The organism is Cyanothece sp. BG0011, from assembly GCF_003013815.1.
In the GTDB taxonomy this organism is placed as follows: domain Bacteria; phylum Cyanobacteriota; class Cyanobacteriia; order Cyanobacteriales; family Microcystaceae; genus Crocosphaera.
Map to the genome: position 1 here is coordinate 1 of NZ_PRLH01000204.1, position 16681 is coordinate 16681.

A 16681-nucleotide genomic window follows, 5' to 3' on the forward strand; every position below is an offset into this window, starting at 1 on the left:
ACCGACGTAGAACGGGCGATCGTTAAACTGGATTTACCCACAGAAGTGGCGGCTCTAGCCCGTAACCGTGCGGCCCTTAATTGCAGAAAATCGCCTCTATCAAACAGAATTAGGGAATCAAAGCCCAGGAAGCGCCTTAAGTCCCGAACAACTCCGCTAGACTCAGAGCCTCTCAAGCGGAATCTTCTTCAAGAGCCTTAGCCGCCCAACTGGAAATGGATCAGCTAGAAAGACAACTCAGACAAACACAAGTTGAGTTAGCCGATGCTAAACAACAATTGGACCGACGATCGCAAAGTATTGGCCGAGATCGAACAAAGAAACGAAAAAGCGATCGCAGAAGCCGAAAAAGCCCTAGAAATTGAAGAAAAAATCTTAGGCGATATTGGACCGTTGGCCGAAGAAGGAGGGGTCGCTAGATTGCAAGTCGAACGACAACGACAAACCATCGCCGAACGCAGACAACAACTGACAGAACTGCGATCCAACGGAACCATTGAACGCGATCGCCAAAACCAACCAAGTTCAAGATCGTCTCAAAGAAATTGAACGGTTTAGCGAAGAAGAAAAACGCTTAAAAATTGCCATTAATCAAGCAGAAGCTCAATTAGTCAATACTGTTAAACTCACAGAAAAAGACTTGAGGGATAAAGTTTCTGATAACAACGAAAGAATTGCCGATATTGATAGTCAATTAAATAAATCCATCGTCGAAAATGATAAACGAATTGCCGAATTAGGCAGTCAAATCAGTCGTACCAACGTGACTCTAAAATATCAAGAAATTAAAGCACCGGTAGGAGGAACCGTCTTCGATCTCAAAGCCGGGCCCGGTTATGTACCTCCCCCAAACCAAACCGAACCTCTCTTAAAAATTGTCCCCGACGACAATTTAATTGCTGAAGTGAATATTACGAACCAAGACATCGGTTTTGTGCGAGTGGGGCAAAAAGTAGATGTGAGAATTGATTCTTTTCCGTTTAGTGAATTTGGGGATATTAAAGGAGAAGTGATGTCTATCGGTTCTGATGCCCTAGAACCCGATGAAATCTATCAATTTTATCGCTTTCCCGCCAAAGTAGAACTGGATCAACAATACTTGGCCACCGCCGATCGCGAAATTCCTTTACAATCAGGAATGTCTGTGACAGCTAATATTAAAGTTCGGGAAAATCGGACAGTGTTAAGTTTAATAACAGAACTGTTCAATAAAAAAGTGGAAAGTCTCAAACAAGTTCGTTAATGGGACAAACAACAAACAAAATGGATTTATTGGAATATCAAGCAAAAGAACTGTTTCATCAGGTAGGCATTCCCGTTTTACCCTCCCAACCCATCGCCGAATTAAGTGAACTCAAACACTTGCATATTCGTTATCCAGTGGTCTTAAAATCTCAAGTCCATTCGGGAGGTCGAGGTAGGGCCGGGGGCATTCGTTTTGTGCAGAATACGATTGATGCTGTGGCGGCGGCCCAAGCCATTTTTAGTTTACCCATTTTAGGAGAATATCCTGAAGTGATTCTCGCTGAAGCCCGTTATGACACCCAAGAAGAAATTTTCTTATCCATTCTTCTGGATTATCAACTACAACGACCGATCTTAATGGGGTCAGCGAAAGGGGGAATTGATGTAGAAACCCTATTAAAACATATGCAAAAAGTGGTTCTCGATCAAGGGTTTTCTCCCTTTTATGCCCGTCGGTTAGCCACAAAAATGGGTCTTCAAGGTCGTCTCATTCATGGGGTTAGTACGATTATCGAAAAAATGTATCAATTATTTATTGAAAAAGACCTCGATTTGATCGAGATTAACCCTCTAGCAGTAAGTGCCTCTGGAGAAGTGATGGCCTTAGATGGGAAAATAACCGTTAATGATATGGCCTTGTCCCGTCACTTAGACTTGTTAGGGTTTCTCTCTCCCAAAGGCGATCATCCCTCTACCGTAACCCCTAACGGAAACATTGTGATCACCCCTCCCCAAAAACCCCGTTGGCTGGGGAGTAAAGAAAAAGGAGGTAATGTAGGGATTATTGCTAATGGGTTGGGACTCACGTTAACGACCTGGGATCTCATGGTTGGCCAGAAAGGAAAACCAGTGGGGGCGTTTATTATTGAAGAAAAAAGTAGCAGTAAATCCTTAATTAAACAGTTAGGCATTGCCATCGAAAAAATGCTCAGTCTTCCTGAGATAAGAGTTATTTTAATTAATATTGTCAGTAGTGAACCTACCTCGGACTTAGTCGCCCAGGTGATCACGAATTATTGTCAACCGCCAGCAGAAACAGCCGATAGCGAAGAACGGTTATCTGGACTCACAGGCGTGAATTCGACTCGGGAAAGACAAGTCACCTCCTCTTCTAAGGGGGACTCCGTACAATGGGTTCTGAGACTAGCTGCCGGGGATTTAACCTCTATAGAAGCATCCTTTGAGGAGGTACCGATTGATTGTTGTGAGGATCTCAGTGAAGCAGTGAAAAAAACCGTTAGTTTAATTAGTGGTTAGGGCAATTTAATTGAAGATACAACAATTATGAAATGGGAAGCCGATAGTAAAGTTTTAATTCAAGGAATTACCAATCCATTGGGGATCTCTTATGCTGCCAGAATGAAAAACCAGGGGACGAATATTGTCGCAGGCATTACCCTCGACGGACAAACAGACCAAATCGATGGGATTCCCATCTTTACCTTGGTTGAAGAAGCCGTAAAACAGGTAGGAGAAATCGATATCAGTTTAATTGTCACCCCTCCCTATGAGGTGTTAGATGCCGGGTTAGAAGCCATGGCCGCAGGGATTAAACAGTTAGTGATTGTTACCTCTAGGGTTCCGCCCCTAGACTTGATCACCCTTCTTGAACAGGCCCAAATCACCAATACTTTTATCTTGGGGTCTGGGAGTGAAGGGTTACTGGTTCCCGGTCAGTTTTGGTTAGGGATCATGGAACCCGAATTTTATACCACTGGACCAGTGGGAATGATTAGTCGGTGCGATCGCTTAATGGATGAAGTGGCTAAAACCCTATCTCAAGTAGGGTTAGGGCAATCCTTGGCCATTAGTCTCGGTTGCGATGCAGTGATGGGATCAAACTTTGAACAATGGTTACAAATTATGGAAGAAGATGAAACCACCGAGGCGATCGTTTTCTTGGGCCAACCCTACAGTAGTCCCGAATTATTGGCCGCTCAATATATCGATGCAGCCATTGAAAAACCCGTCATTGCTTATCTTCCAGGGCTTCAAGCCCCCATTACTCGTAGTTTTGGCGATGCCACAAGCATTATTGCCAGTCAGCTATCTTATCAAACTGAGACAACCAGAGAAAATCAAACCATTACGGCCTTGAAAAAAGCAGGGGTGAAAATCGCCAACACCGTCGAAGACATTCCCAAATTAACCAAGCGGGTTGTTTCGAGTCAACGCCGTCGATCAAGAACCATCAAGAAATAAACCTTGGTAAAATAGTCAAGGCGTTGGCCGTTGAAGGAAAAAACCCCCATTGTGGGTATGGCATTCAGAGGAAAATAGGAGTAACATTCAGTGACCGTAAAAATTGGTTTACTCGGTTTAGGAACTGTGGGAACAGGAACCGCAAAAATCCTACTAGACCCCACGGGACGAAATCCGTTATTACAAGAGATTGACATCAGTAAAGTGGGGGTGCGATCGCTCGATAAACCCCGTCAAGTTCAACTCGCCCCTGGGGTAATCACCACCGACTTAGAGGCCGTGGTCAATGATCCCGAAAATGCGATCGTAGTGGAATTATTAGGGGGGATCGAACCAGCGCGATCGCTCATTTTACAAGCCATTGCTCAAAAAAAGCACGTAGTGACGGCCAATAAAGCAGTCATTGCTCGTCATGGCGATGAAATCTACGCAGCAGCCAATGAAGCAGGGGTCTACGTCCTTTTAGAAGCTGCTGTCGGCGGTGGTATTCCCATTATTAAACCCCTAAAACAGTCGTTGGGGGCAAATCGTATCAGCAGCATTATTGGTATTATCAACGGCACCACCAACTATATTTTGACCAAAATGACCACCGCCGGAGCCAATTTTACTGAAGTCTTAATCGAAGCGCAAAAATTAGGCTACGCTGAAGCTGACCCCACTGCCGACGTAGACGGGTTAGACGCGGCCGACAAAATCGCCATTTTAGCCTCCTTGGGATTTGGGGGACGGGTTAAACGAGAGGATGTTTATTGCGAAGGCATTCGTCAAGTCAGTGCCGCTGACATCGCTTATGCCGATCAATTAGGGTTTGTTATTAAACTATTAGCCATTGCCAAGGGCGCAGACGGCGAAATCTCCGAACAATTACAATTAAGGGTTCATCCTACCCTTGTCCCGAAAGATCATCCCCTGGCCAATATTAATGGGGTTTCTAATGCGGTATTAGTGGAAGGGAGTCCCTTGGGACAAGTGATGTTTTTTGGACCTGGGGCCGGGGCCGGTCCAACGGCCAGCGCGGTGGTGTCCGATATTATGAATATTGTGGCTATCCTCAAAAGTAGCGGACTGACAACCACCCTTGATCCCCTATTAAGTTGTGTTCATCAACATTTTTGTCAAGTTACGCCGATTGAAGCCATTGACACCCGTTTTTATGCTCGTTTCCTCACCAAAGATTTACCAGGGGTTATCGGTCATTTAGGAACGACTTTCGGTAATCATCAAGTGAGTCTTGAGTCAGTGGTACAAATTGGTTTTCAAGATAAACTGGCAGAAATTGTTGTGGTGACTCATCAGGTTTGTGAAGGCAACTTTCGTACTGCTTTAGATGAAATTCGTACCCTAGAGGCAATTGATAGTATTCCCAGTATTGTCAGAGTTTTATAGAACAGTGAACAGTGACCACAAACGAGTAAATAATGATGGATTTTGCCGACAAAATAAGCTTTTTTTTACTGTTTTTATGGGTAAAAACTAATAGTTTTACAGCAAGATTGATCATTGCTTTACTTTCTGCGATCGCCTGGTTTTCCCCTTTATCTGCCATGGCTCAAACTCCTTTGTCGGAACTATGTCCGACTCCTGTTTTATCCCGTTTACAACGTCATCAGGTCATTTCAGGGGAAACCATCGAAACTATCGCTCAACAGTATAATCTAATTCCTCAAACCTTGATCGGTGTTAATCCCAGTCTCCAAGGGGGGCAAGTACAGGTGGGACAAGAGATTTTAATTCCTCCGTTTAATGGTATTAAAATTACAGTCCCTAACGGGGCAACTTGGCAAGATTTATCCACTGCTTATGGTGTTCGGGCCGACGTTTTGTTTGAGATTAATGGTTGTGTGGAGACCCCAAAAGTTGCTTTTATTCCTGGGGTGAACTGGAAACCTGGGGAACGTCCTTCTCAAGATAATTATACCGGGTTAAGGGGTTATCCTTTGCCCACGGTGGCCCAAGTTGGGTTAAGTTATGGGTGGCATATTGAACCCAATACGGGAGAGTCTTTTTTTCATGGGGGTATGGATATTTTGGCCCAGGAGGGAACCCCTGTGTTAGCTGCTGATTCTGGTAACGTCATTTATGTGGGCCAAGAGGGCAATTATGGCTTTTTAGTCATTGTTGATCATGGTAATGGTAGACAAACCCGTTATGGCCATCTCAGTCGCTTTAACACACGGATTGGTCAGTCGGTACAAGTGGGGGATGTGTTAGGGTATGTGGGAACTACGGGACGACCGGATATTTTAAATCCTCATTTACATTTTGAAGTAAGGTTTAAGTCTCCTGTGGGTTGGGTGGCGCAAGATCCTCAAATTCATTTATCTCAATAAAATCAAGGGTTCATCGTGTTTGTAGGGAGTTATTTCTCTCTTTTCCTATCTTAAACTTACATTAAGTTACAATAGGAAAATTTTTGCTAAGTTTTCGTAAATTTTGGCTCTTGTAAACAATTAAACCATTAATATAAAGCGATAAGCTGTTAACTCTTTATCAGGACAAGGAAAAATTAAGTGACAGTCTCAACCATTGGCAGAGTACCTATTTTTCACCCTGGTTCTTTACTCGATCCCTACATCAAAGATAACGATGCTTTAATCGAACCAGCCGAAGACTTTACTATATCTATTAACTATATTCCCTATCAACTTTACAGCAAATATAAAAGTCACTATAAAGCAGGGGAATTTGATAATAATTATTTTGCTATTATGAGCCAGATGGGAATCGGTGATGTAGAAACACCAGTTCTTAAAGCCCATTATCTCAGCCATATCGATCAAATGACTCAAGATTTAGAAACCGTTTGGGCTGAAAATGTTGCAGTGGTTGAAGATTTTTTAAAAAATTTTTCTAAGAATCAAGAATCTGAAAGAATTTATCTTTCTTTTAGTAGCTTTTGTCAAGGATTAGGTCATTCCAGTTTAGAAGAAGTGACGGGTGCATTACGAGAAGTTATCGGTTATGTTGGGGCCGCTTTTCCTAGTCTTGTTCCTTATACAACTTTAGGACGAGTTGCTTTAGAAGGCGTTAATAATATTGTTAAAACAATCCTTGAACCTCGATTTCAACCCCAGGTAAAAACAACAACCTTTGCATTTTATCCGACGACAAAAGATGAAGCGGTACCCATCGGAGAAGCACCGTTACAGACAGGGAGTTATGCTTTCTTCTTTGAAACCGTTGAATTAGATAATTTATGGATGGATAATAAAGGTTTAGTGAGTTCTACGAATGGGGAAGAAGTAAGTCCCTATATTGTTATTAATATTAAAAAAGGCATCGATTTAGCACCTGGTCAAATTGAGCAAAATCTAGCAACAGAAGTATTAGAAACCTACGATCGCTTATCAGGCTATCCTTTAACTAATAAGAGGGGAAGCATCACTTATTTTGAAGGATTAAAACAACTAGGAAAAACCATACGTACAGCAACTGCTGTGGAACGATATTTTGATTTACGAAGTAAAGGAACTTCTGTTTCACCAGCAGAAGCTAAACGTCTCGAAAAATTATCGGCCTATTTGAAAGAAACTTTAGGCGAAGATTTTCCCTAATGTTATTAATAAATTCCCTAACCTTGTTGATCAATTAATTCTTACCAAAAAAATGGAAAGCTTATCTATGTTTTCAGATATCACAACAACAATGAAACAAAATACCTTGCTGAGTTCTGATAAAATCTCTTTAACTGAGAAAAAAATAGAATCAGTATTAGAATCTGGCAAAAATTTATCCGATAATTCTCAGGTTGTACCCCAAGTGTATTTAGCTAATTCCATGTTTACTATAGTGACTATATTAGGTACTTTGATAGTCGCATTTATTGGTAATTGGTTATGGACCCATAGAGAGGAATTTTCTACTGGAGTATCATTAACTGATCAAAATTTATCAGAGCATGGAAGAAACAAAATGAATAAAGTATTTTCTGTTAATGTAGTGACAACAAATATACGAACCCAAGACTTTTTTAAAGTCGATATTCAAGCAAGTGTTTATGGATATATCAATCTAAATGACAAAAATAACGAGCAGATAGCAGACTTTTTAGAAGAAGAAGATACCATCAATCTTCAAGCGATTAATAATACAATCATTCCCAGAACAGAATCGAGTATTCGAGAAGCAATAGGACAAAAAAAATTAGAAGAGTTGAATCAAGATAGAGATGCTTTAAAGAGTAAGATCGAAACATCTTTAATGCAAGGATTAAAAAAAATAGGATTAGATATTGATACAGTGGTTATTAGTAATATTGAAGAAAATGAAAACTATAGCCCTAATAATTATTTAGATGCCCAAGTTTTAGAAAAACGCACTGAGAAAATTCAAGAGGCAATACAAAAAAGTAGAATTGCAGAATTAAATGCACAAAAAGTGATCCAATTGCAAGAACTTGAAAATGAACAAGAAATCCAAACAAGACAACTAAACATAGATGATGAAATAGAAATAGAAGAAATAAGGTTAAAAACCGAATCTTTAACTAGAATTAAAGTTTTTGAGAAAGCAAAATTCACTCAAGAAAAAGAGATTGAGGAAGAACGTTTAAAAACAGAAGCAGATATACAGGTTAAAGAGGAAGAAGAAAATAGCAGAGTTGAACAAGCAAAAATATTTCAAGCTATTACAATAGCTAATGGAAATAAAGAGTTGCAAACAAAATTAGCAACTAATCAGGAAGCAGTTGAAACAGCAGAAATAAATGCAATGAAAACTATTATCGAAGCAGAAAAAGATAAACTCGAAGCTGAAAAAGCTAAAGCAACAGCACAAGAAGCAATTAATAGTGCTATAGCAGAAGAAAAAGCAGATTGTCGCATAAAAATAGCTGAAAAAGCTGCCATTGCTGCGACCCATGAAGCAACAGCAATAACAGCATTAACAACAGCAGAAAGCGATCGATATAACAAAATTCCACCCACTGATGCAGCACGCACAGCACAAATAATTCAAACGTTAGCCCCTAGTGTAATAGCACAATTGCCGGAATTAGCAGAAGCATTAAAACCCCAAGACGGAGTATTAGGCAATTCTAATGTTTATACTTTTCCTGGTGGTAACGGTGACGGAATGAATCAACTGATGCTTTCCACCAGTGGAATACTATTTCTTAACACATTGATGGAAGGAAAATTAGGAAAAATGTTAGAAGAAACCATGAAATCAATGCAAGAAAATAAAAACGGTCAGAGTTCTTAGACTAAATCTAAGTTTGTCCCTTGTTATTGCAGAAGTAAATGATTAAATCTGAAAATTTGGAGTTTAGAAAAAGTGACACAAACCAAACCACCCAAACTTATCCATTGGAAATTAATAATTAAGTTTTTAGTTCAATTTGCCATCGGTCTTGGCCTAGTTATAGCATTTGCTAGTTTAGTTAGTTTTTCTTCTCAATTTAATATAGCTGATAAAGTCATTTGGGATGTACAAATTGAAAACTGGAGATTATTTTATATCGTCCCAACTTATCTTAATTTAACTTTGGCCGGTACACTCGGCGGACTGCTTTATTCAATGTTATGTGACCAAACCTTAGAATTTCCAAGCTGGGGAAAAAATGGCGAAGGGTTAGAGCCAGGGTTTTTTCTCGATATTTTTGTTGGTATTGCTGGCGCATTAATTGCTTATTTAGCTTTACCAGAACCACTTAAACAAGGGACAGAAGCAGGAGTGATGATTTTCGTCACTGGATTAGTTGGGGGTTATGGCGGTAAATACGTCTTAGATGCTGCCTCTCAGCGATTAATTAAAAGGATAGAGCAAGTTGATCTCAAAAAAGAAAAGCTCGAACAGATAAGAAAATCAGAGAATTTGCAACAGTTAGCCAACCGCCAAATTTATCAAGGAATTACCCCAGAAGAACTATCTTATTTACAAACTCAACTGCAAACCATTTCAGTGGATACTAACCTCAAAGAGCGAATTTTTCAGGCGGCTAAAGATGCTAGACGGTTAGGATCTCGCGTCAAAGCGTATGAAGATCGAGTTAATCGAGTCGCACCGATTTTAGAATCCTTAGTAAAAAGCGATCGCAATAATGCCCCTTATCACCTGCAACTCGCCTGTGCTTATCGAGATTATCTTCCCCCTAGACTCGACGAAGCGATCGCTCAATTTAATGAAGCTATCGAACTCCGTAATACGCAACCCAACGAAAATGATTGGCATTATGAACTCGATCGCGTCGTTGCTTTAATTCATAAAGCCAATGAAACAGGACACAGTAATCAAGAAAATACTCCTTTATCAGACGATATTTTAGCTGATTTGCTCACCCTAGATAACAGTCATAGTTTAAGCAGAATCTTTCTAGAATTTGACCCCAAAAGGAAAACACTTATCAAAGAATGGCTAGAAAAAAATCAAACCTGGATTCAGCAACACAGTGGAGGAGCCAATTTACTCAAACAAGCCTGGACTATTGCCCCATCCAATACAATTATTAAAGCAGTTAATCGAACCTACTTAAAAAAGTATCCTATTCAATCATCAGCCCTCGCTTCCGATGAAATTGTAGAAGTAACAGTCGGCAAAACTTACCCAGTTCTCAAATATGTCAACACCACTGATGGCCATTACCAAGTTCAATTAGATCATAATGCCGGCATTTGGTACATTTGGGCTAAGCATTGGGAATTACCTTGGGAAACTGCCTTATCTGGTTCTCAAAAGCAGATATCAGGTATGACCGATAGCCAATCCAGAAACCTTCCGAAAGTTCCTGCTTTATCCCTTCGCGGAAGTGTCGGATCTCAAGGAACCAACCATGCTGATGATGTTGCCAAAGTTAAACAACGATTGAAAGAATTAGGGTTTGATTGGTTTAAACCAGGATCTGCCGTCGATCCAGGTTTGATTCAAGCGATTAAACTCTTTCAATCTATTATTGACGGCAAAAGCCAGGTTAAAGGAGATGGACGAATTGATGTGGGGGGAAAAACTCACCAATGGTTACAAGCCGCCAATGCACCTCGTTGGATAACCATGCCAGCAGAAGGAAAAGGATATTTTAACCGCGAAGTGAAGATCGAAACCTGGGATAATCACGACTACGGTACGAATTGGTTATCCGATACGATTATCGCAGCTGGACAATATTACGAAGACAACTATCGCAAAGGCAACCCTAAAATTTCCCCCATTCCCATCAACGATGTCAGTCATCCTCAGGGGGGAGATACCAGAGATCATAGTGGACATGAATGCGGTAATGCTTGTGATGTTTCCCTTCCTCGGACTGATGGAGGACATATCCTTAATTCCTGGCGTGATGGAGGATATGACCGAAATGCCACTAAAGCAATGATCGAAGCATTTCGCAAACAACCCCTTGTGACAAGGGTGTTATTTAACGATACTCAACTGATTAACCAAGGACTGTGTCAGCGAGCAGGAGGTCATGATAATCATTTTCACTTTGAAGTTGGCGTTCCTACCAGAATAGACAGTTCACAAGAAATAAGCTCTACGGATGGAACCTTTCGAGATAACACTTTATCCCCAGAACCAATGAACAACATTTCTACACAAGAATTTAAGTATACTTATCCTCCCGTTTTCTATGGGAGTCGTCAGTTTATCGTTACCATTCCTAATGGTTATGAACAAAAAGCGTTAAGTGCCGACGACTATGCAAAAGCAGCTGCAGAGTTTGGTTTAGAAGTCGCTGTTGTGCGAGCCGTTGTCGAAGTTGAGGCATCAGGTAGTGGCTTTTTGCTCAAAGAACCTACTCCAGCACGACCTAAGATTTTGTTTGAAGCACACCATTTCTATCGATTAACCCCGGAACCCGTCAGTAAAAGCCGACCCGACTTAGCCAGTCGCCGATGGAATAGAAGTTTATATAAAGGCGGTTCTGGCGAATGGCAAAGGTTACTGGATGCTATGACATTCGATCCCATTCCAGCACTTCAGTCAGCTTCTTGGGGATTAGGACAAGTAATGGGATTTAATTATAAAGTAGCAGGCTGTTCGACTGTTGAGCAAATGGTAGTAGAAGCTCATCAGGGAGAATATCAACAATTAAGACATATGCTGAATTTTTGTAAGAACAATAATTTGATTCCTGCGCTGCAAAATAAAGACTGGGCAAAATTTGCTCGTGGTTACAATGGCCCTAGTTATAGTGCTAATAAGTATGACATTAAATTGGCTAGTAGTTATCAAAGTTGGAAACAGAAAGTAGCTTAAAAAAGCAAAAAATTAAACATTATAAAATTGATTCACAATGACACCAAACCAACATAATTCACCGGCAACTCAATCCCTAATTTGTTGGGACATGACTATTAAATTCATCGTTCTATTTACCATAGGGCTTTTTTTAGCGTTAGGATTTAGTTTTCTCCTCAGTCTTCTTGATCTTGCAACCTTTGCTAAAGAAACATCAGTCGTTTTATTAGTACAAAATTGGGAAAGCATTTTATCTCAAAACTTATTTTTAAAATTATATCTTCCTTTAACCTTAGCTGGTGTTTTTGGGGGACTTCTTTGTTCAGTTTTGGTCGAAGAAGATAAAATGCTAGAATTTCCTTCTTGGGCAAAAAATGATAAGGGTTTAAAACCAGGATTTATCGGCGATATTTTTGTCGGTTTTGCAGGGGCTTTTATTGCTTATATTGTCCTAGCTGAATTTTTAAAAGATCAACCAGGGGCTACCATTTTTGTGGTGGGTTTAGTCGGGGGTTATAGCGGCGAATATGTAATGCAAGCTGCCCTTAAACGGTTAATTGCTCGTATTAAAGATGCAGATTTTATTGAAGAAAGACTAGAAACTATTAATCAAATTGAGACGTTACAAAACCTAGCCAATCGCCAAATTTATCAAGGTCTTAATGGTGATGAACTTTCAGAGCTTTCTAATCAACTACAATCATCTTCTGTTGATTCAGAGGTAAAAGAAAGAATTTTTGAAACCGCTAGAGATGCTCGACGGTTAGGTTCTCGTGTAAAAGCCTATGAAAATCGCATTAAACAAACCATTCCTATTTTAGAAGCTTTAGTTAACAGTGATCCCAATAACGATCGCTATCATGCACAACTGGCCTGCGCCTATAGAGATTGTATTCCTCCCAAATTAGATGAGGCCCTTTTGCAGTTTGATCAAGCTATTCAAAAACGAAATCCAACAAGAGCCAATAATTGGCATTATGAACTCGATCGCGTCATTGCACTAATTTATAAAGCTTCTCAACAAGGAGAAAGCAAAGAAAAAAATACGTCCTTATCTCAGAAAATTTTGAACGATTTACTGACGATAGACCAAAATAAAGGGTTAACTCGGATTTTTGAAGAATTTGATCAAGCCAGAAAACAAACCATTCAACAATGGCTAAAGCAAAATCAAAACTGGCTCAAACAACATCCTACTGGCAAACAATTACTCACTAAAACAGCATTGTTGTCTTGGGTTCCTTCAACTGAAGCACCATCATCTCAATCCACCTCTTCAGTATCAAGTAATGGAGTCACTAAGCACCCTGTAACCAGAGAAAGGACAACCCAGAGCATTCTTAATCGAGTCCCCATTCCTAAAGCGAATATTGTCAAACATACCATTACACCTGAGCGTTGGGATCAAGCATTAGAAAAAGCTTTTCTCATTAGTAAAGGAGCTTCTGTCGTCACAGCTAAACAAGACGGTTTGAAAATATCAGGAATTAGTGCTTCTCAGAAAATGGCCCAAACTGACTGGCCCAGAATTGAGCAGTATGTTGAACGTTTTTACAAAGCCGCTGTTCAATACGATGTTCCCCCTGCTTTGCTTGCTGCGATCGCTAGTCGTGAATCCCGAGGGGGTAATATTCTCAAAAATGGCTGGGGGGACTTTCAACATGGATCATACCAAGGGTACGGTATCATGCAGGTTGATAAAAAATCACATACCCCAAACCTGATCGAAGGGCCTGGCGGCCAAGCGCACATTAATCAGGCGACTAAAATATTGGCTACTTGTCGTCAACAAGTTCAACAAAAACATCCCAGTTGGTCAGATGACTATGTGCTTAAAGGAGCTACAGCTGCTTATAATTTTGGACCCGATGATGTTCAAACGAAAGCCGGAATGGATCGAGGAACAACGGGAAATGATTATAGTTCAGATGTGATGATTCGTGCTAAATTTTACGCCACAAAACTCAAAAGCTTAGCACAGTGTAAAGCCCAACAAAATCAGGGTCTTGATCAAGCTGAAACCATTGTTACGCCTCAAGAGCCACAAAAAACCTCGATGCAGAAAATAACGGCTCTTAAAGATACATTTTTGAAAAAACAACCAATACAAAATTTTCAGCTATCTGAGACTCAAAAACTGGCCGTTGCTACGGGCCAAAGCTATGGGGTTGAAGCTTATAAAGATGTAGGAGGGGGACATTATTGGGTCAAGCTCGCTTCTAATGCAGGGGAATGGTATATTTATGACTCTGAGAGAGATGGTCACTGGGATACCTCTTGGGAAGGAGATGAAACAGATACAGAGGGGACAATCACCACCAATCAAGCAGTTGGAGAAATTCATAATACTCCAGGGGCAATTGATTGGAGTAACGGAAGTTTACGAATCAGTAAATATTTTACCGTTGCTGAAGTGACCAAAAATGACCATCGTCGTCGCCCTAAAACCAATAGTGCTGAAGAAAAAAATATTTTAGCTTTAGCAAAAGAGTTAGATAAAATACGAGAAGATTGGGGATCTGGGGTGATCGTTAATAGTTGGTTTAGACCCAGTACCAAATTGGGATACCCTTATGATGTTAACCGTGAGCAACGAGGAGCGACCAACTCACAACATATCTACGGCCGGGCAGCGGATATTCGACCCGCTAAAGGCGGGATCTATGAATTTCAAAAATGGTTAGATCGCAGTTGGTATGGACATCTGGGATGGGGAGCTAAAAAAGGATTTGTTCACCTGGATATGCGTAATGGAAAAGGATGGAAAAAAGGAGGGACCAAAGGAGGTAGATTCCCCTATTAATTATAAATATAGAAAATTGAACATTAAACGCCTAAAATATCTTCTATGATCGAGATAAACTGGCGCAATCTGGGTAATCCATGCAGCCTCATTCAATGCCTCAACGCTTTTATCAATGGCTCACCACAAGGAGATTGGCTATCAACGCCACGGACACCCGTTATGCCTTAGTCGAAGCCAGTTTAATTGGAGTGCTTTCTGCGATCGCCGCCTTAATCCTCAAACAAGGAGTGGGATGGTTAGGGGGGTGGCGTGTCGCTTTAGCCAACCAATTTGGGGCAATCTGGGTACTTCCCCTGGGAGGACTCATTTTAGGTTATTTAGCCGGGTTAATGATCGAAAGCCTATCCCCAACCGCTACCGGGGGCGGTATCACTCAAGTTAAAGCCGCCTTAGCGCGGTATCCCGTGCCTTTATCCTTACGGGTGGCCCTGGTTAAACTCATTGGAACCATTTTAGTGTTAGGGGGAGGTTTAACCCTCGGCCGTCGCGCCCCGACGGTTCATATCGGAGCAGCCTTAGCCGCCCAACTCAGTAGTTGGGTTCCCACCTCCCCGGAACATCGACGACAAATGATCGCAGCCGGGGCAGCAGCTGGACTGGCGGCCGGTTTTACCACTCCTATCGCCGGGGTTCTCTTTGTGATTGAAGAGTTGATGCGAGATGTGTCGGGGTTAACCCTAGAAACGGCTATCGTCGCTTCCTTTACGGGGGCGGTGGTTTCCTTAATTTTGCAATCATCTACCCTAAATTTTCCCTCCTCCTTACTCGAACTACCCGATATTACCTTTTCCGTCTCAGAAATTCCCTTTTATCTCCTCCTAGGCATTTTAGCCGGGGTACTAGGGGCTTTATTTAATCAAGGACTGCTGGCTAGTGTCAGAATACAAAGGCGGTTCAATTTACCCTTATCCTGGCGTATTGCCATCATTGGCATGATTTCAGGCCTGATCATCTCTGTGTTACCCCCTTTCTTTCGGGATAATGCAGGCCTACGCATCTTTTTGGTCACGGGGGAATTAGATGGGAGTCGTATTTTATTAGCTTTCGTGGCTCATTTTTTCCTCACCATTTTGGCCTATAGTTGCAACGCCCCTGGGGGGTTATTCGGACCGGCGCTGGTGTTGGGATCGGCCTTAGGGTATTTAGTGGGAGATTTTGAACAATTTGTGACGGGAACGGGGACTCAAACCAGTTACGCCTTGGCAGGAATGGGAGCCTTTTTTACGGCAGTGGTGAGGGTTCCGGTAACAGCGATCGTGTTTGTCTTTGAACTCAATACCGACTTTAATATAGTCCTACCTTTAATGGTCACTTGTGCGGTGTCTTATATCGTGGCCGAAAGTGTGTCACGGGGTTCTCTTTACGAACATATGTTACACGCTCGGGGTATCTATATCAACGAAGCGGCCACAGCACAAGATTTTCTCTCCAAATTAACGGCCTCTCAGGTAATGCAGTCCGAGGTAGAAACCTTATCCAGTCATTTAACCCTAGATAAAGTGCTGCAAGCCATGTCTAATTCCAGTCATCGAGGGTTTCCGGTGGTGGATCAAGGTCAATTGGTGGGTATTGTTACCCAAACAGATCTGGCGAAATTAAAGAAAGAACCCGGATATACTCCTTTATCGGAATTTATGACCCGACGACCCATTACGGTGCAAGCAGAAGCGTCGTTAAGTGATGTTTTATATCTGCTCAACCGGTATCAATTGTCCCGTCTTCCGGTGACTGAAGGCCATAAATTAGTGGGGATTATCACCCGAACGGATATTATTCGCATTGAAGCCAATCAGTTACAAGGGGATGACACCACTATTAATGAGGTGGTTCCTGATCCTTCGTATATTGCCTATCAGACTCGGGCCCCGTTAGCAGGAGAGGGTCGCATTTTATTACCTTTAATTAACCCTGAGACGGCCACGTCTCTGTTTAAAATTAGTGCAGCGATCGCTCAAGAACAAAACCAAGAAATCGAATGTTTACAAGTGATTACCGTTCCCAAACACAGTGATCCGGCTCAAACTCCCGTGATCACCCAATATAGTCGTCAATTATTACAAAGAATGGAACGACTGGGTCGCCACTATCATCTTCCGGTTCATACTCAAATTCGAGTGGCCCACGATCGCGCTCAAGCTATTTTAGACACCATTCGAGAACGACATATTAATCTGATGGTCTTAGAATGGACTGATAATCACCACAGTCCGGGAGTGTTTTTGATCCGGTGATTGATATTTTAATTCGTAA

Annotated in this window: 8 protein-coding genes and 2 pseudogenes; all 10 read left to right on the top strand. The window is 41.4% G+C overall.

Annotated features, from left to right (window positions below):
* Positions 1-1243: pseudogene (locus C4E06_RS29765) on the top strand (HlyD family efflux transporter periplasmic adaptor subunit); the annotation flags it as partial.
* A 20-nt stretch (positions 1244-1263) separates the two neighbouring features.
* Complete coding sequence (locus C4E06_RS26300; RefSeq protein WP_198649056.1) at positions 1264-2502, top strand: ATP-grasp domain-containing protein; 1239 nt, start codon at positions 1264-1266, stop codon at positions 2500-2502.
* A 27-nt stretch (positions 2503-2529) separates the two neighbouring features.
* On the top strand, positions 2530-3447 hold the full coding sequence (locus C4E06_RS26305) for a CoA-binding protein (RefSeq protein ID WP_107671293.1): 918 nt from the start codon (positions 2530-2532) through the stop codon (positions 3445-3447).
* Positions 3448-3537: 90 nt separating this feature from the next.
* Positions 3538-4836 carry a homoserine dehydrogenase gene (locus tag C4E06_RS26310; protein ID WP_107671294.1) on the top strand — a complete coding sequence of 433 codons (1299 nt, stop codon included), beginning with the start codon at positions 3538-3540 and terminating at the stop codon, positions 4834-4836.
* A gap of 35 nt (positions 4837-4871) precedes the next feature.
* Positions 4872-5780, top strand: a complete 909-nt coding sequence (locus C4E06_RS26315; protein WP_198649057.1) for a M23 family metallopeptidase — start codon at positions 4872-4874, stop codon at positions 5778-5780.
* Between the two features lie 180 nt (positions 5781-5960).
* Positions 5961-7004 carry a hypothetical protein gene (locus C4E06_RS26320; protein ID WP_107671295.1) on the top strand — a complete coding sequence of 348 codons (1044 nt, stop codon included), beginning with the start codon at positions 5961-5963 and terminating at the stop codon, positions 7002-7004.
* 52 nt (positions 7005-7056) lie between these two features.
* Entirely contained in the window at positions 7057-8652 is a 1596-nt protein-coding gene (locus tag C4E06_RS26325; RefSeq protein WP_107671296.1) for an SPFH domain-containing protein, read from the top strand.
* 72 nt (positions 8653-8724) lie between these two features.
* The gene (locus C4E06_RS26330; protein WP_107671297.1) at positions 8725-11643 is read left to right on the top strand and encodes an N-acetylmuramidase family protein; all 2919 of its coding nucleotides are present in this window, start codon (positions 8725-8727) and stop codon (positions 11641-11643) included.
* A gap of 37 nt (positions 11644-11680) precedes the next feature.
* A complete protein-coding gene (locus tag C4E06_RS26335; RefSeq protein ID WP_107671298.1) occupies positions 11681-14428 on the top strand; it encodes a D-Ala-D-Ala carboxypeptidase family metallohydrolase in 2748 nt (915 codons plus the stop codon).
* Positions 14429-14508: 80 nt separating this feature from the next.
* Positions 14509-16681: pseudogene (locus C4E06_RS26340) on the top strand (chloride channel protein); the annotation flags it as partial.